Genomic DNA, 16,564 nt, shown 5'->3' on the forward strand with positions numbered 1-16,564 from the left:
ACATGCCGCGGGTCGCTGGCGGGCGGCAGGAGGGACGATGACCGATACGACTGTGCAGCACGCCTCGCGGCGCGGCATCTGGGGCTGGATGTTCTTCGACTGGGCGGCGCAGCCATTCTTCACGGTCGTGACCACCTTCATCTTCGGTCCCTATTTCGTCTCGCGCATGGCGAGCGATCCGGCCGCCGGCCAGGCCGCCTGGGGCTACGGCATCGCGGCCGCCGGCTTCGCCATCGCCATCCTGTCGCCAGTGCTCGGCTCGATCGCCGACCAGACCGGCCCCCGCAAGCCGTGGATCGGCTTCTTCGCGGCGGTCAAGATATTCAGCCTGTGCATGCTCTGGTTCGCCGCGCCGGGCTCCAGCCTGTTCTGGGTAGTCTTCTTCTTCTCGCTCGCTTCGGTCGCGGCGGAGTTCTCGACCGTCTTCAACGATTCCATGATGCCGCGTCTGGTGCCGAAGGCCGAGATCGGCCGCATCTCGAACATCGCCTGGGGGCTCGGCTATCTCGGCGGCATGATCGTGCTGATCTTCGTGGTTGCCTTCATGGCAGCCTCACCGGAGACCGGCAGGACCATCATCGGCGCCGCTCCCGTCTTCGGCCTCGACCCTGTCCTCGGCGAGGACGCGCGCGCCACCGGGCCGCTGTCGGCGGCCTGGTATCTGATCTTCATCCTGCCGATGTTCCTCTTCACGCCGGATGGCATGAAAGGCATACCGATTCGAGCCGCCGTGCGCGCCGGCCTCGCCGAACTCGCCTCGACCATCGGCGAGGTGCGCCGGCGCAGCGGCATATTGAGGTTCCTCATCGCCAGGATGATCTACCAGGACGGCGTCGCGGCGCTGCTGGCGCTCGGCGGCGTGTTTGCTGCGGCCATGTTCGGCTGGTCGATCACCGAGATCGGCATTTTTGGCATCATCCTGAACGTCGTCGCCATCTTCGGCTGTCTGGTCGCCAGCCGGCTCGACACCGCGCTCGGTTCCAAGCACGTCGTGGTGACGTCGCTCGTGATGCTCATCATAGCCACGCTCGGCGTCGTCTCGACCGGCCCGGGCTTCACGCTGTTCGGCGCCTTGCCGCTTCCGGGGGCCGACTCCGGCGGTCTGTTCGGCACGCCGGCGGAAAAGGCCTACATCCTCTACGGTCTGCTCATCGGCCTTGCCTTCGGCCCGGTGCAGGCCTCGTCACGCTCCTATCTGGCACGCAGCGTTACTGCCGCCGAGGCCGGCCGCTATTTCGGCATCTACGCGCTCGCCGGCCGCGCCACAAGCTTCCTGGCGCCCTTCATGGTTGCGACCGTCACGGCGCTGACGAACTCGCCGCGCCTAGGCATGGCGATGATCCTGCTGTTCCTTCTTGGAGGGTTGGCCGTGCTCTGGCCGACGCCTTATCCGGCGGACAAGGTGAGGGACAACTAGTGCCTGAAATGCCTGGTCCCGGTGAACACCATGGCGATGCCATGTTCGTCCGCCGCGGCGATCACCTCGTCGTCGCGCATGGAACCGCCCGGCTGGATCACCGCCGTCGCGCCTGCCTCAACCGCTGACAGCAGCCCGTCAGCGAAGGGAAAGAAGGCGTCCGACGCGACCACCGAGCCCCTGGTCAGCGGTTCGGCCAGCCCGGCGGCCTCCGCCGCGTCGAGCGCCTTGCGCGCCGCGATGCGCGACGAATCCACCCGGCTCATCTGGCCGGCACCGATACCGACGGTCGCCAGGTCCTTGGCATAGACGATTGCATTCGACTTCACGTGCTTGGCCACGCGGAAGGCGAATTTCAGGTCGGCCATCTCTCTGTCGGTAGGCGCGCGCCTGGTCACCACCTTCAGCTCGAGGTCGTCGACCACGGCGTTGTCTCGGCCCTGCACCAGCAGTCCGCCCGCCACCGACTTCACGCCGATGCCCGCCGCGCGTGGGTCGGGCAGCCCGCCCGTCACCAGCAGCCGCAGGTTCTTCTTTGCGGCGACGATGCCTCTCGCCTCCTCGCTTGCGTCCGGCGCGATGATCACCTCGGTGAAGGTCTTCACGATCTCCTCCGCCGCCTCGGCATCGAGCAGCCGGTTCAGCGCGACGATGCCGCCAAAGGCCGAGACCGGGTCGCAGGCGAGCGCCTTGAGATAGGCCTCCTTCAGGCTGGCGCCCTCGGCGACGCCGCAGGGATTGGCGTGCTTGATGATCGCCACCGCCGCCGTGCGCTTCGGGTCGAACTCGCCGGCCAGCTCGAAAGCGGCGTCGGTGTCGTTGATGTTGTTGTAGGAGAGCTGCTTGCCCTGCAACTGCCGCGCCGTCGCCACGCCCGGCCGCTTCTCGCCAGTGACGTAGAATCCCGCCTGCTGGTGCGGGTTCTCGCCATAGCGCATGACGCTGTCCAGCCTGCCGCCGAAGGCGCGCCAGGTCGGATGCTCGACCGCGAGTTCGTCGGCGAACCAGCCCGAGATGGCCGCGTCATAGGCGGCCGTGCGCGCGAAGGCCTTCGCCGCCAGCCTCTGGCGGAATTCCAGCGACAGGCTGCCGAAATTCATCTCCAGCGCATTGAGCACCGAGGCGTAGTCCTCGGGGTCGGTCACGATCGCGACATAGGCGTGGTTCTTGGCCGAGGCGCGCACCATGGCCGGTCCGCCTATGTCGATGTTCTCGACAACGGAGGCATAGTCGGCGCCGGACTGCCTGACTTCCTCGAACGGGTAGAGATTGACCACGACGAGATCGATAGGCTCGATGCGGTGTGCCTTCATGGCCTCCGCGTGTTCCGGATCGTCGCGTATGCCGAGCAGGGCACCGTGCACGGAAGGATGCAGCGTCTTCACGCGACCGTCCATGATCTCGGGAAAGCCGGTTATATCAGACACGTCGCGCACGGCGATGCCCGCCGCCTGGATCGCCTTTGCCGTGCCGCCCGTCGACACCAGCTCGATGCCAGCCTTTGCCAGCGCCGCGGCGAATTCCGTCAGTCCTGTCTTGTCCGAGACGGACAGAAGCGCGCGGCGCACCGGAACGAGATCGGGTGCGGGAATCTTCTTCGAGGCGACCGCCATGCCGGGCCTTTCAGGCTGCTGCCGTAAAAATGGTTCGTCTGTAACCAGAATGGTGCGCCTACCGGCTCGGAGCGCGGAAATCAAGGAGCAGGCGCCGAGCGGTCGGGTGTTCTGCCGCTATCCCGCCATATGCGTTCGGGTAAGCTGCCAATGCACCTCCTGCAGGTCGGACGCCTTGAAGGCGAGGACGAGCTGGCGGCTGTGCCTGGGGCCGCCGAGACCGGCGAAATAGATCGATTCCTCGATCTCGGGCGCGATCTCGCCGCAGGACATGACCCAGCGATCGGCGTTCGGCGCGGTCAGCACCAGGCGCTCTTCCTCGTCATGGAACAGCTCGACATCCGGATGCAGATGGAAGCGTATCGTCACGAAGTCGCGGCCGTTGTTGCGGGCCGTCGCGCCGCCGCTGCGCAGGAAGCGGTCGATGCCGGCCAGCACATTGCCGTCGGAAGACAGCGAAAGCTCGCGCTCGTGATAGAGCGAGAAGCGGGCGACATAGCCGTCGTGGCTGGCGATGAAGCCCTGCATGCCGGGCTGGTCGGTGCGCCGGCAGGGCACCTGCCGCGGTCCGCCGATCAGCGGCGGGCTCTCCACGTCGTTGATGCGCAGCGAATGGTTGAAGCGCGCCGAGGAGGTGTCGTTGAGCGTCGCCGTGGAATGCGCCGCGGTGGCGCGCGCCAACGGCCGGAATTCCGCGGCGCCATAGGTGTCGACGCCGCAATTGACGACGAAATGCTGCCGCCCCGACGACATCTCGAAGGACAGGCATCCGGCATGCGCAGCGTTGGAGACGTCGACCGGCGGCGGCGGTCCCGTGTCGGCGATGACAGTCGTGCCGCCCATCGACAGCCGCTCGTAGCCGGAATGCGGCGCATGCAGCAGCGGCGCGCCCTCGGTGTCGTCGTGGCGCAGGATCGCAGCGATGCGGTCGTGGATCGTGGCGCCCATGCCGTTGAAGCGGGCAAGCGCGCCGTCCTCGTGGCGGAAGAAGCGCAGCGCCGGCAACATTCGGTCGACCGCATTTATAAGTGCCGCAGGCGGTGTCTCGGCCTGGTTGGCGTAGGTGTAGCGTAGCGGCAGCAGGTCGGCGAGCAGCTCCATCAGGGTCAGCGGGTTGCGGGAGATGTGCCCGCCGTCGGGCAGGATCTGGCGGTCGAGCTCCTCGGCGAGGTGACGCGTCGCGTTGCGCAGCGCAGAAGCCGGGGCCGGCAGTGACAGGGCTGAGAAGGCGAGCGCGATCCTGGCGCGCAGCCTGTCCTTGCCGTCCGGCATCTCCTTCGTGACCGAGCGGAGGTAGCGGATCTGCATGGCGAGCGATTTCAGATAGGCGCGGTAGAACGGGAACTCGGCGCCCTGCAGCACGACCGAGGAATGCTGCAGCCAGGCGATGATGCGTTTTGCCGTCGTCGCCGGCTCCCAGGCGACGCCGGTGATGCTGTTGCCATGGATGGCGATCCAGTCGGCCACCAGCGCGCGCGCATTGGCCGCCGCCAGTTCGGTGCCGGCCGCGCGCATGTGCCGCAACCAGCGGAAGCCGTGCAGCGTTTTCAGCCAGCCGCGGTTCTGCACCTCGATCTGGAAGGGCGAACGTCCGCCTGTCTCCACTAGATGGCCGGACAGCGGGAAGCGGCCGTAGTAGATTTCCAGCGCGATCTGCGGATCGGCGAGACGCAGGTCCGGCGGTGCGATCAGCACCCGCTCGGGCGTGCGGCCCGAATAGCGCCAGCGATAGATCGGGCCGGCGCGTAGGCGCCGGCGCGCCTTTCGCCACACCTCCTTTGCGACGAGCGTCCATAGACGCGTCGTGCTGCCCGCCGCAGTTGCCAAGAAACGTTCTCCCGCTTGTCCCGCTAGCCGCCATCCGGCCCAAGCTCCCGAATGACTAGTCGATTCAGCAGTTTATACGAGAGTGAAATTTACGTGAAGGCAACGAGGCCTTTTTCGGCCAAATCCGCCCGATTGCTCACATGACACGCCGGAATCGGGCGGCGAAGAAGCCGTCGAGACCGGAAATGCCCGGTGTTGCGAGCTGCATGTCCGCCGGCGTTGTCCTCAACATGCCTTCCGCGGTCAGGAATTCGTCCGCTCCGGCGATTTCTCCCGGCAGGACCGGATCGTGCTCGACATTGGCGGTCCCGGCCAGGAAGGCCCGGTAGAGGTCCTCGCCCTCGGCCGGGTCGAGCGAACAGTTGGAGAAGACGACGCGGCCCCCTGGTCTCACCAGCCCGGCCGCCGCGGTGAGCATCGCCGACTGCAGTGAAGCGAGCTTCTCGATGTCTGCCGGCGATTTCGTCCAGGGCACGTCAGGGTGCCGGCGCACCGTTCCTGTCGACGAGCAGGGCGCGTCAAGCAGGATGGCGTCGAAAGGCGTTTTGGGTTGGTAGGTCAGGAGGTCAGCCTGCACGACGGTCGCCGGCAGCCGCAACCGCTCCAGATTGCGCGCTAGGCGCGCCAGCCGGTTCTTCGAGGCATCGATGGCGGTGACATCGGCGCCGGCCAGCACAAGTTGCGCAGTTTTGCCGCCAGGCGCGGCGCAGAGGTCGGCGACCCGCATGCCGGCAACGTCGCCGAAGAGCCGTGCCGGCAGGGCGGCGGCGGCGTCCTGCACCCACCATTCGCCTTCGGCGAAGCCCGGCAGTTCGGAAACGTTCGCGCTCAGCCGCTCGACCCGTACGCCGCCTGTCGGCAGCACGATGCCGCCAAACCGCTCCGCCCACAGCTCGGGATTGCCCTTCACCGAAAAATCGACCGGCGCCTCGATCCGGTGAGCGGCGAGGATCGCGGCGGCCTTGTCCTTGCCGTAGGCTGCCGTCAGCCGCTCGGCGAACCAATCAGGCGCGTCCAGCGTAGCGGCGAGCATCGGCTGGAGTTCGGCGTCCTTTCCGCGCGCTAGCGAGCGCAGCACGCCGTTGACGAGTGCGGCGAAACGGGCCGTGCGTGGATCGGATTTCGCATGGGTGACGGCGAGGTCGACCGCTGCGCTGTCGGGAACGTCGAGGAACAGGATCTGCGCCGCTGCGACGTGCAGTATATGCGTGAGCGCCGTGGCGTTGGGCGGCAGCGGCCGCTCCAGCCGCCTGGAGATCAGCTTGCCGATGGTGACACGATAGCGCAGCGCCGTGGTCAGGATGGCCCGCACAAGGCCTCGGTCACGCGGATCGAGCGCCAGATAATGGGGGTGGCCGTTGTCGTTGTCGGTCAGCCCGTCGAGCGGTGTCCTCGCGTCGATTACCACCGCCAGCAGTTTTGCGGCTGTCTTGCGCGCGGCAAGGCCGGGAACGTGCCTGTCCGCGGCCTCTGGCTTGTGTCCGGTCCCGCGTTGCCTGACGCTCCGCCCCGCCGGGCGGTTCACGACCGGCGGCCTCGCGGTCCGGTCGGGTTGCGGCCCCACGGGTTCGGCTTGGGCTGCTCGGGCTCGGCCGGCGTTTCCGCCTGCCTGCCGCGCGTCCACGGGCCGGCCTCATCAGGCGCTTGCTCCGGCTCGGCCTGCGGCGCGTAGCCGGCTGGCTCGAACCCTTCATTAGCCAACGCCTGCAGCGCGCGGATGCGGTTCTCGGTCGCCGGGTGGGTCGAGAACAGATTATCCATGCGTTCGCCCGACAGCGGGTTGATGATGAACATGTGCGCCGTCGCCGGGTTGCGCTCGGCGTCCGGGTTGTGGATGCGCTCGGCGCTCTTGGCGATCTTGTTCAGCGCCGAGGCCAGCCAGAGCGGCTGGCCGCAGATCTCGGCGCCGCGCCGGTCGGCCGAATATTCTCGCGTACGGCTGATCGCCATCTGCACCATGGCGGCCGCCAGTGGTGCGACGACCATCGCCACCAGCACGCCGATCATGCCGAGACCGTTGTTGTTGTTTCGATTGCCACCGAAGAAGAAGGCGAAGTTGCCGAGCATGGAGATCGCGCCGGCCAGCGTCGCGGTGATCGTCATGGTCAGCGTGTCGCGGTTCTGCACATGCGCCAGTTCGTGCGCCATCACACCCGCCACCTCCTCGTAGGAGAGGCGCTCGAGCAGCCCGGTCGTCGCCGCCACCGCCGCATTCTGGGGGTTGCGGCCGGTCGCGAAGGCGTTCGGCTGCGGGTTCTGGATCAGGTAGGTCTTGGGCATCGGCAGGCCGGCGCGCGCGGAAAGATCGCGCACGATGCCGTAATATTCCGGCGCGTTGCGCTCGTCGACCTCGACGGCATGGTGCATCCTCAGCACCATCTTGTCGGCGTTCCAGTAGCCGAAGAAGTTCATGCCGGCGGCGATCAGGAACGCGATCATCATGCCGCCGCTGCCTCCGATGAGGTAGCCGACCGCCATGAACAGGGCGGTCATGAAAGCCAGAAGCATGGCCGTGCGAAGGATGTTCATGACGGTCTCCGTTGGAGGCTGTCGAAAAGCGTTCGATCCAGCCGCGACTTGCCACTATATGATGGGAAAGACTTTGTCGCGTTTCAACGATTCCTGCCCAGGCCATGACCAAAAACGACCCGGAAACATCTGCATCCGATACGTCTTCTGGCGAGCGGCTCACGCCGGTGGCCAGACGCGCCCTGGCCGAAGCCGAAACACGCCGGCAGGCCTATCGCGAGAACGAGGCCGCGCAGCCCACGGAATTTGGCGGGCGCGGCGGCAAGGAACCGGTCCGCTACGGCGACTGGGAAGTGAAGGGTCTCGCCTCGGACTTCTGAGCCTGCCGGATTCTTTGCGGCCCGCCGGAACAAGCTGGCTGCGAGCGCGTTGGTTTTCCAACTGTTTTCCCGGAAATGCCAACGCTGCGAGGTTAGGCCATGCTCATTCGGCTCGGCTACGAGATTGCCATTGAATGCCGACAGCGGACCCCGGTCGTTTCCCTTCTCGAAATACACAAGGACAGGCAGCCCGACATCAAGCGCCAGACGCGCGTGCTGACCGCTCCCTCCGTGCCGAGTTCCGTCTATCAGGACCGCTACGGCAATGCCTGCCGCCGTCTCGTCGCGCCCGAAGGAAGCTTCCGTATCCTCTACGATGCGGTGGTCGAGGATTCCGGCGAGCCGGACGAGGTGAATATGCTGGCGGGCGAGACGCCGGTCGAGGAATTGCCCGACGATGTGCTCGGCTATCTGCTTGGCAGCCGCTACTGCGAGACCGATCATCTGAGCGACCTCGCATGGAGCCTGTTCGGCCACATGCCGTCAGGGTGGGCGCGCGTCCAGGCAATCGTCGACTACGTGCACAACCGGCTGTCCTTCGGCTACGGCTACGCCCGCTCGACGCGCACCGCCGCCCAGGCGCATGACGAGCGGGTCGGCGTCTGCCGCGACTTCGCACATCTCGCCATCACGCTCTGCCGCTGCATGAACATCCCGGCCCGCTACGTGAACGGCTATCTCGGCGACATCGGCGTGCCGGTCGATCCGGCGCCGATGGATTTCTCGGCCTGGATGGAGGTCTTCCTCGACGGCAAATGGTACCCGTTCGATCCGCGCCATAACATTCCGCGCATCGGTCGCGTGGTGATCGCGCGCGGCCGCGACGCGACCGACGTGCCGCTGCTGCACAGTTTCGGCCCGCACCGGCTCGTCTTCTTCAAGGTGTGGACCTACGAGCAGGAAGGCCATCCCGCCCGGCCGCCCCACCATCGGGTCGACCGCACCGCCGACGTGCAGATGCTGGCCTGATCCCGTCAACCTGAAATTGCTTGCGGCTTTCCATTTATGGGAATAAAATCCTATAAATGGATTCGCGCCTGACATTCGTCCTCCTCGGAGCGGCCGCGCTTGCGCTGGCGGGCAAGCCTGCCTCGGCGGCCAAGCTGTTCCACGGTCCGGTCGAAGCCGCCGTGCTCGAAGTACTCGACGGCGACACTTTCCTCGCCGAGGCTCTCGTCTGGCCGGGCCATGCCGTGCGGGTGAATGTCCGCATCCGCGGCATCGATGCGCCCGAGATGAAGGCGCGCTGTCGAGCCGAGCGAGCGGCGGCGGAAAGGGCGCGCGACGCGCTCGCGGTGCTTTTCGGCGACGGCCCGGTCGCCATCTCCAACATAGCGGGCGCGAAATATTACGGGCGCGTGCTCGCCGACGTCACCACTGCGGACGGCCAGGGCGTGGCCTCGGTCTTGCTTGGTGAAGAACTGGTCCGCCCCTATGGCGGCGGCCGGCGCGCGGGCTGGTGCGGATGACCCGCTCCGGTACAGGCTTCCTGTCCCGACTTGATACGCTTCCGGTGGCAGCCCCCGCCTGCGGCGCGACCCGAGGTTAACAGGCGGTTAGCGTTTCGCCGTTTCCGCGGATTTCTTAACCCGCCATTTACCATAACTGGCGGCTGCATCGTTTGATATCAATGACTTGGCCTGGTGGCGCAGCCAAAAGGACTGCCGGCTCGGGTCTGGCCGGATTCCTGCTCTGTCCGCAGCAGATGCGCGGATGGAGGCTAAAATGCATTATGGTTCAGCGGTAGCCCGGCGGGTCGGCTTATTCGGAAGGGATCGGTCGGGCAGCTTTGCGATAATGACGGCGATGGTGGCCGCCGTGATCACCCTGTCGGCGGGTTTCGCGGTCAACCTCGCCCAGCTCTACAATGTGCGTTCGAGCCTCAGGCAGGCGCTGGACTCCGCCGTCACCTCGACCGCGCGCGATATCACGACCGGTAAGATCAAGACCGAAGACGCCCGCGACTGGGTCGAACGCTTTCTCAAGGCAAACGGCGACCCGACATTCATGTCCGGCGACCGCTTGGTGCTCGACAGGCTCACCATCGACAAAGCCAGGAACACGATCGAGGTCGCGGGATATGTCGACGTCGATATCTACTTCCCGCTCTTCGGTCTTTCCAAACAGCGTCGGGTGACCAATGTCTCGGCCGCCATTTACGCCGACAAGGATATCGAAGTGGCCATGATGCTGGACGTGACGGGTTCCATGGGGGCGATCCGCACCACCGACAAGATCGGTGACCTGAAGATGGCTGCAGAGAATGCGGTCAAGACGATGCTGCAGTACCAGGACCCGAAGAATCCTCGCGTCAGAGTTGCGCTCGTGCCCTATGCGTCGGGGGTAAATGTTGGCGATCTCGCGGACAGCATCTATGCCGAACGGTCGAGCAAGTCCGACCTTCCGCCTGCCGCCGACGATCCCGTTATCGGGGGCAAGAAGGGAAGCACCGAATTGCCGGCCTTCGGTAAGTACGTTTCCATGGTCAATTCGGCCTTCCCACGTGAGGACAACTGCGCGACGGAGCGCAAGGACAAGAACGGGAGCGCGGATTTCACCGACGACAGTCCGGACACGATCCGCATCAACAAGCAGAACAAGAAATATTATGCGCTGGTGAATCGCGATGACAATCTGAGCGGATCGGGGATGAACAAGTGCCCGGATGCCAAAATCGTCCCGATGACGGCCGATCAGGACGTGTTGCTAGAGTCCATCGGGAAATTCAAGGCGAGCGGTTACACGGCAGGCGCGATCGCCGTCCAGTGGACCTACTACATGCTGTCACCGAAATGGCGGAACACGATCAAAAACGCCGGCCTTGGCAACGGTCCGGCGAATCATGACAAGCGCAAGGTCTCCAAGGTGGCCATCCTGATGACGGATGGACAGTTCAACACCGCTTTTGCCGGCGTCAGCAGCGGTTTCAACAGGCAGGATTCGAAGACGCGGCAGAACGCCGAATCGATCTGCAAGAACATGAAGGACGACGGTATCGAGATCTATACAATCGGCTTTGACCTCAACAACAGGGACATGTCCAGGGAAGAGCGCGAGGCGGCGAAAGGCGTGCTCAAGAACTGTGCGACGGCCGACAGCTCCGCCATCAAGCATTATTTCGAGGCGTCGACCGGCGAGGAACTCGACGCCGCCTTCAGGGAAATCATCGCCAACACCGAGCGTCTGGCGCTGACCCAGTAGCAGGCAAATCCTGTTCAAAAAGCAAGGGCCGCCTCTGGGAGGCGGCCCCGTGCTTTCGTCCGTGGCGCGGCTCGTGGCCGTAGCGAGACTAACGGCCGCGCTTCATGCCGCTGTCAGGAAGGCTGCTTCCCGAAAGGGCAATCCGCACGAGCCACGCTCTGGAAACCGAAACCACTCGACATCGGATCACCTCCTTTCGTTTCGTTGAACACCCCTTCATGATGGGGTCGCCTTCCCGAAATGACAAGGGTGCTGACGAAAATTCGCGGGCTCATGCCGCCCGCGGCCATTGTGGCGGGAAAGCTTAGCGGCCATCATGCAGCGTCGCTGGCAATGGCATGGTGATCGGGATGAAGAGCGAGGAGAGGGCCGCCCGGATCGTCCGGACCGTGGTCGAGGAATTGCAGCCGGGCTTCGCGGTGCGGTTGTGGAACGGCGAGCGCATCGGGCCGGCAGATGGGCCCGTTCTGGTCATCAACGACAGCGGCATCGTCGGCCGCATCCTGCGGCGGCCGGTGTTCATCACCTTCGTCGAACTCTGGGTCTCGAAGGCGATCGACGTCGAGAACGGCTCGCTGTTCGACATCGCCGAGCGCAGCCCCCGCAGCAAGGTCAAGGCGAAGCTCCGCCAGATGCCGAGATGGAAGCTGCTGCGCGACCTTCCCGCGCTCTTCCTTTCCAGGGGCGGCGGTTCTTCGGTCGACAGCCTGGCCGGGCGCAACCCCTATGTCAGCGGTTCCAACAAGGAGGCGATCACCCACCACTACGACATCTCGAACGCCTTCTATCGGCTCTTCCTCGACGAGCGCATGGTCTACAGTTGCGGCTACTTCAAGGATTTCGGGAACGGCATCGACCAGGCGCAGTTCGACAAGCTCGACCACATCTGCCGCAAGCTGCGCTTGAAAGCCGGCGAGACGCTGCTCGACATCGGCTGCGGCTGGGGCGCCATGCTGATCCACGCCGCCAAGCACTACGGCGTCATCGGTCACGGTGTCTCATTGTCGGAAGCCCAGACGGCGCTGGCACGCGAGCGCATCCGCGCCGAAGGGCTGGAGGACCGGATCACCATCGAGGTGAAGCCCTATTCCGAACTCACCGGAAAGTTCGACAAGATCTCGTCGATCGGCATGTTCGAGCATCTCGGCCTCGCCAATCACGAGGCCTATTTCCTCGCGGTCGGCAAGCTGCTGAAGCCCGGCGGCATCTATCTGCATCACGCGATCACCCGGCGCATGAAGCGCGACCGCCGCGCGTGGCGGCGCAAGGCGCCGGCCTACAAGGCGCTGATCAAGTACATCTTCCCCGGTGGCGAGGTCGACCATATCGGCATGACGCTGGAGAATCTCGAGGCCTACGGTTTCGAGGTGCACGACGTCGAGGATCTGCGCGAGCACTATGCCCGCACCTGCCGGCTTTGGGCCGAACGGCTGCATGCCTGCTTCGACGAGGCGATCGCCGAGGTCGGCGAAGCCAAGGCGCGGTTGTGGCTGCTGTACCTGACCGGCTGTTCGCTCGGCTTCGACGGCGGTTCAGTGCTGATCTACCAGACCGTTGCGACGAGGCGGGCGCGCGGGCGCAGCGGGCTGCCGCCGACGCGCGCCGATCTCTACCGGTAACGCGCGGCGGGCCGCCGAGGCGTCAGTATTTTTTGGTACAGGTGCCGTTGGTCAACCAAAAATTGCAACAGCAGTTGATGCAACTCTTACGCGATAAGCCGCATCGCGTCACCCATCCTGACCCTGCCCGGCCGCGTGACCGTGCAATAGACGCCGAGATTGTGCGCGTTCTTCCTGACCAGCGTGCGCAGGATGTCGGGGTCGTTGGCGAACCCCTCCTGCGCGATTATGGTGAAGCCGCAGCGGCGGCACGGGTCCGCGATGGCAAGCTCCAGTTCGCCGATCGCGATCTTCCGTCCGAGCCACTCGGTCTCGGGAAAGTGTCCCGCCACCGGCGGCATGTCGACCAAAATGTTGGGACGGAAGCGGCGCGGGTCGGGATCGCCGGCAGGATGCTGCGCTTTCAGTTCGGCCAGCGACGCCGTGGTCAAAAGATGGATGGGCGCCTTCTGGTAGCGCGGCGAAAACGGCACCCCGTCCCCGTCGGCCCCTGGGCCCCGGAACGGCCGGATCGACGCATCGAAGCCGAGGAAGGCGCTCGCCGCGCGGTCGGCCGCTTCGCCGGGCGCTGCCAGCCAGTCGCCGCCGGGCGTCCTGATCTCCAGCCTGCCGTCGCCGACGAGCCGCCCCGCGATGCGCGGCACGCCGTGCCATTTCTGGTTGGTGTCAGGTCTGGCGATCTCGCCGGTCCCGATGTCGACAAGGCCGAACAGGCGGTCGCCATCCGCGCCTTCCGTTCCGACCGCCAGCTCGCTCAGGCTTTCGCCGCCGAGCGAGCTTGCCGGGTAGCGCCAGAGGCCGGCGACCCGGCCGGCCCCGTCCTGTCGGGCCTCGTTCACCCCCGCTTGTTCTGGCGGTTTGCGATGAGGTCGTCGACGACGGTCGGATCGGCGAGGGTGGAAGTGTCGCCGAGCGAGCCGAAGTCGTCCTCGGCAATCTTGCGCAGGATGCGGCGCATGATCTTGGCCGAGCGCGTCTTCGGCAGGCCCGGCGCGAACTGGATCTTGTCGGGCGTGGCGATCGCGCCGATCTCCTTGCGCACATGCTGGATCAGCTCGCTGCGCAGGGTCTCGCTCGCCGTCTCGCCTTCTGCCAGCGTGACATAGCAGTAGATGCCCTGGCCCTTGATGTCGTGCGGATAGCCGACGACGGCCGCCTCCGACACCTTGTCGTGCGCCACCAGCGCCGATTCCACCTCGGCCGTGCCCATGCGGTGGCCCGACACGTTGATGACGTCGTCGACACGCCCGGTGATCCAGTAATAGCCGTCCTCGTCGCGGCGGCAGCCGTCGCCGGTGAAGTACTTCCCCTTGTAGGTGGAGAAGTAGGTCTGCACGAAGCGCTCATGGTCGCCGAACACGGTGCGCATCATGCCCGGCCACGGCTCCTTGATGCACAGATTGCCGCTGCCCTCGCCCTCGATGGTCTTGCCGTCGCCGTCGACGATCTCGGGGACGACGCCGAACAGCGGCCGCGTCGCCGAACCGGCCTTCAACTCGGTGGCGCCCGGCAACGGCGCGATCAGGATGCCGCCATTCTCGGTCTGCCACCAGGTGTCGACGACCGGGCACTTCTTCTCGCCGACGACGTTGAAATACCACTCCCAGGCTTCCGGGTTGATCGGCTCGCCGACCGAGCCGAGCACGCGCAGCGTCTTGCGCGAGGTCTTCTCCACCCATTCGTCGCCGGCGCCCCTGAGTGCGCGGATGGCGGTGGGCGCGGTGTAGAAGATGTTGACCTTGTGCTTGTCGACCACCTCCCAGAAGCGCGAAGGCGTTGGATAGTTCGGAACGCCCTCGAACATCAGCGTGGTGGCGCCGTTGGCGAGTGGCCCGTAGAGAATGTAGCTGTGGCCCGTCACCCAGCCGACATCGGCAGTGCACCAGTAGATGTCGCCGTCATGGTAGTCGAAGACGTACTGGTGGGTCATCGAGACATAGACGAGATAGCCGCCGGTGGTGTGGAGAACGCCCTTCGGCTTGCCGGTCGAGCCGGAGGTGTAGAGGATGAACAGCGGGTCTTCCGCCTTCATCTTCTCGGGCGGGCAGACCGGTTTCACCGAGGCGGCTTCCTCGTGCAGCCACAGGTCGCGGCCCTCGGTCCAGTCGATCTTGCCGCCGGTGCGGCGCACCACGACCACCTTGTCGACCTTGACCCCGCCCTTGGCGGCGATCTCGATCGACCGGTCGGTGTTGTCCTTCAGCGGGATCTTCTTGCCTGCGCGCACGCCTTCGTCGGCGGTGATGACGAAGTTCGACTGGCAGTCGACGATGCGGCCGGCCAGCGCCTCCGGCGAGAAGCCGCCGAACACCACCGAATGGATGGCACCGATCCGGGTGCAGGCGAACATCGCATAGGCCGCCTCCAGAATCATCGGCATGTAGATGGTGACGCGGTCGCCCTTCTTGACGCCGTGCTTCTTCAGCACATTGGCGAAGCGGCAGACATGCTCGTGCAGCTCGTTGTAGGTGACCTTCTTCTCGTCATAGGGATTGTCGCCTTCCCAGATGATGGCGACCTGGTCGCCGCGCTTCTTCAGGTGCCGGTCGATGCAGTTGTAGGAGACGTTGGTGACGCCGTCCTCGAACCATTTGATCGAGACATTGCCCTTGAACGAGGCGTTCCTCACCTTGGTGTAAGGCTTGAACCAGTCGATCCGCTTGCCATGCTTGCCCCAGAACTTGTCCGGGTTCTTCACGCTGTCCGCGTACCATTTGAGATAGGTCTCGTTATCGATCAGCGCACGCTTCTTCCACGACGCCTGGACCTTGTGGACATGTACCTCGGACATTCATTCCCTCCGCGAAACTTTCAGCCACTCATGCGGCGGCGGCCGTCGCCGCGCAAGCCTTCGAATGCGCGGCATTTATTATCAGTTCGGCCCCAGGGGCAACATTAGACGTTTGGCAGGCGCGGCAGCTTGTCTCACCGGTCTGTCAGCACTCTTTCCGTTTGGCTGCTAAGTGATTGATTCCACGTGTTGAATCCGATTGCATTCGCGCGGATTTCAAGAGACGGTTAAGAATCGTTCTCCACAATTCAACGCCGGGAGGACGAGACAACGCCTGGAGGACGGGCCATGCGCGATCATTCCCAACTCGAACTCTTGCTCAAGGGCTACGGGCTGACCACGGCCCGCATCCTCTATCACCTGCCGGACCATCCGCATCTCCTACAGACCTATGTCTGGCAGGACTACGACATCGCGCCGCGCTTTCCGGTGCTGATCGGCTTCATCGCGTTCTGGAAAGCCAGGCTGGAGGGGCCGCTGCACTCGGTCGAATACACGCACAGCAGGCTGATTGCGCCCAACGAGTGGCGGAAGGTCGACGGCGAGCTGATGCTGCACTGACGCCCCGGCTGCCGGCGGCGCCGATCGGTCGGGCGCGGCCGGTCGGAGGTTGACCTTCGTGCCTGGCGCGTTACCTCGCGTGAAGGCGGGATGTCGGCGACAAGAATTCGGGACGTTTTTGGAGCGATGATTTTTACACGACGGGAAGCGCTGGTCTTCCTGATGATTGCCTCGGCCATGCTCAATGCCTGTGTGGCTCCCGACGATATCAAATCCGTAGCCGGCGAACATTCGACGGTGGCGGCCGCGCGAACCGAGATGGTGGGGCTCACCGAGGCCGAACTCAGGATGTGCGCGGGCTTCCCGGACGAAACGTCCGACAGCGGCCAGGAGGGGCAGATCTGGAGCTTCCGGCGTTCGGCCCAACGCGGTAACACCAATCTGGTCGTGCCGGCGACGACGGTCGGCATGCTTCCGGCCGTCGGCGGCGCCATAAACATTGCGCCGAGCGGTTATTGCCATACCCAGGTCCGCCTCGTTGAACGTAAGGTCGCCGAGGTCGAATTCTCCGGCGACAACAACCGCCCGAGCGGCCGCAACGCTCTTTGCGCGACCATGGTCGATTCCTGCGTCGCCTACGCCCGCCGCAAGGGATAGCGGCCACGCACCCATCCTCGCGATACCGGCGCTGTTCAGGGGGGCGGTGAGCCAAGCAGTGGCCGGCATTGGCTGTTGCAGCGCCCTGC

General features: G+C 65.2%; 14 protein-coding genes. 8 read left to right on the plus strand and 6 right to left on the minus strand.

From position 1 onward, the window contains the following. Window positions 1-37: 37 nt before the first annotated feature. Window positions 38-1,417: an MFS transporter gene (locus D8676_RS10025; RefSeq protein ID WP_121580731.1), complete on the plus strand. Its 1,380-nt coding sequence runs from the start codon at window positions 38-40 to the stop codon at window positions 1,415-1,417. On the opposite strand, the gene purH is transcribed toward D8676_RS10025, so the two are convergent. The 4 genes from purH to htpX form a co-directional block, all read right to left on the minus strand. Continuing rightward, on the minus strand, window positions 1,414-3,030 hold the full coding sequence (gene purH, locus D8676_RS10030; protein WP_121580732.1) for a bifunctional phosphoribosylaminoimidazolecarboxamide formyltransferase/IMP cyclohydrolase: 1,617 nt from the start codon (window positions 3,028-3,030) through the stop codon (window positions 1,414-1,416). The two genes, D8676_RS10025 and purH, sit on opposite strands and share 4 nt — an antisense overlap. Window positions 3,031-3,147: 117 nt before the next feature. After that, window positions 3,148-4,857, minus strand: a complete 1,710-nt coding sequence (locus D8676_RS10035) for a heparinase II/III family protein (RefSeq protein WP_121580733.1) — start codon at window positions 4,855-4,857, stop codon at window positions 3,148-3,150. A 136-nt stretch (window positions 4,858-4,993) separates the two neighbouring features. After that, window positions 4,994-6,382: an RsmB/NOP family class I SAM-dependent RNA methyltransferase gene (locus D8676_RS10040; protein ID WP_245426698.1), complete on the minus strand. Its 1,389-nt coding sequence runs from the start codon at window positions 6,380-6,382 to the stop codon at window positions 4,994-4,996. After that, window positions 6,379-7,386: a zinc metalloprotease HtpX gene (gene htpX / locus D8676_RS10045; RefSeq protein WP_121580735.1), complete on the minus strand. Its 1,008-nt coding sequence runs from the start codon at window positions 7,384-7,386 to the stop codon at window positions 6,379-6,381. The genes D8676_RS10040 and htpX overlap by 4 nt, the downstream gene beginning before the upstream one ends. 104 nt (window positions 7,387-7,490) lie before the next feature. Between htpX and D8676_RS10050 the strand changes: the two genes are divergently transcribed. The 5 genes from D8676_RS10050 (at window position 7,491) to D8676_RS10070 (ending at window position 12,526) form a co-directional block, all read left to right on the plus strand. Further along, complete coding sequence (locus tag D8676_RS10050; RefSeq protein WP_121580736.1) at window positions 7,491-7,706, plus strand: DUF1674 domain-containing protein; 216 nt, start codon at window positions 7,491-7,493, stop codon at window positions 7,704-7,706. Window positions 7,707-7,805: 99 nt separating this feature from the next. Beyond that, window positions 7,806-8,675 carry a transglutaminase family protein gene (locus D8676_RS10055; protein WP_121580737.1) on the plus strand — a complete coding sequence of 290 codons (870 nt, stop codon included), beginning with the start codon at window positions 7,806-7,808 and terminating at the stop codon, window positions 8,673-8,675. Between the two features lie 56 nt (window positions 8,676-8,731). After that, window positions 8,732-9,175 carry a thermonuclease family protein gene (locus D8676_RS10060; RefSeq protein WP_121580738.1) on the plus strand — a complete coding sequence of 148 codons (444 nt, stop codon included), beginning with the start codon at window positions 8,732-8,734 and terminating at the stop codon, window positions 9,173-9,175. Window positions 9,176-9,503: 328 nt separating this feature from the next. Next, window positions 9,504-10,907, plus strand: coding sequence for a TadE/TadG family type IV pilus assembly protein (locus D8676_RS10065; protein WP_245426700.1), 1,404 nt, complete (start codon window positions 9,504-9,506; stop codon window positions 10,905-10,907). Window positions 10,908-11,257: 350 nt separating this feature from the next. Then, window positions 11,258-12,526, plus strand: coding sequence for a cyclopropane-fatty-acyl-phospholipid synthase family protein (locus tag D8676_RS10070; RefSeq protein WP_121581075.1), 1,269 nt, complete (start codon window positions 11,258-11,260; stop codon window positions 12,524-12,526). A gap of 86 nt (window positions 12,527-12,612) precedes the next feature. On the opposite strand, the gene D8676_RS10075 is transcribed toward D8676_RS10070, so the two are convergent. Continuing rightward, a complete protein-coding gene (locus tag D8676_RS10075; protein ID WP_121580740.1) occupies window positions 12,613-13,365 on the minus strand; it encodes an MOSC domain-containing protein in 753 nt (250 codons plus the stop codon). Continuing rightward, complete coding sequence (gene acs, locus D8676_RS10080) at window positions 13,362-15,317, minus strand: acetate--CoA ligase (RefSeq protein ID WP_121580741.1); 1,956 nt, start codon at window positions 15,315-15,317, stop codon at window positions 13,362-13,364. The genes D8676_RS10075 and acs overlap by 4 nt, the downstream gene beginning before the upstream one ends. Window positions 15,318-15,605: 288 nt before the next feature. On the opposite strand from acs, the gene D8676_RS10085 reads away from it, so the two are divergent. After that, entirely contained in the window at window positions 15,606-15,878 is a 273-nt protein-coding gene (locus D8676_RS10085; protein WP_121580742.1) for an aspartate-semialdehyde dehydrogenase, read from the plus strand. 126 nt (window positions 15,879-16,004) lie between these two features. Next, complete coding sequence (locus tag D8676_RS10090; protein WP_121580743.1) at window positions 16,005-16,475, plus strand: hypothetical protein; 471 nt, start codon at window positions 16,005-16,007, stop codon at window positions 16,473-16,475. Window positions 16,476-16,564: the final 89 nt, after the last annotated feature.

The organism is Mesorhizobium sp. YM1C-6-2 (genome assembly GCF_003666685.1).
Taxonomy (GTDB): domain Bacteria; phylum Pseudomonadota; class Alphaproteobacteria; order Rhizobiales; family Rhizobiaceae; genus Mesorhizobium_K.

What these genes read in the sequence shown, in the direction of transcription:
- D8676_RS10025 (WP_121580731.1), top strand. Translation starts at nt 38, where the DNA reads ATGACCGATACGACTGTGCAGCACGCCTCGCGGCGCGGCATCTGGGGC.
- purH (WP_121580732.1), bottom strand. Translation starts at nt 3,030, where the DNA reads ATGGCGGTCGCCTCGAAGAAGATTCCCGCACCCGATCTCGTTCCGGTG.
- htpX (WP_121580735.1), bottom strand. Translation starts at nt 7,386, where the DNA reads ATGAACATCCTTCGCACGGCCATGCTTCTGGCTTTCATGACCGCCCTG.
- D8676_RS10050 (WP_121580736.1), top strand. Translation starts at nt 7,491, where the DNA reads ATGACCAAAAACGACCCGGAAACATCTGCATCCGATACGTCTTCTGGC.
- D8676_RS10055 (WP_121580737.1), top strand. Translation starts at nt 7,806, where the DNA reads ATGCTCATTCGGCTCGGCTACGAGATTGCCATTGAATGCCGACAGCGG.
- D8676_RS10060 (WP_121580738.1), top strand. Translation starts at nt 8,732, where the DNA reads ATGGATTCGCGCCTGACATTCGTCCTCCTCGGAGCGGCCGCGCTTGCG.
- D8676_RS10065 (WP_245426700.1), top strand. Translation starts at nt 9,504, where the DNA reads ATGACGGCGATGGTGGCCGCCGTGATCACCCTGTCGGCGGGTTTCGCG.
- D8676_RS10070 (WP_121581075.1), top strand. Translation starts at nt 11,258, where the DNA reads ATGAAGAGCGAGGAGAGGGCCGCCCGGATCGTCCGGACCGTGGTCGAG.
- acs (WP_121580741.1), bottom strand. Translation starts at nt 15,317, where the DNA reads ATGTCCGAGGTACATGTCCACAAGGTCCAGGCGTCGTGGAAGAAGCGT.
- D8676_RS10085 (WP_121580742.1), top strand. Translation starts at nt 15,606, where the DNA reads ATGCGCGATCATTCCCAACTCGAACTCTTGCTCAAGGGCTACGGGCTG.
- D8676_RS10090 (WP_121580743.1), top strand. Translation starts at nt 16,005, where the DNA reads ATGATTTTTACACGACGGGAAGCGCTGGTCTTCCTGATGATTGCCTCG.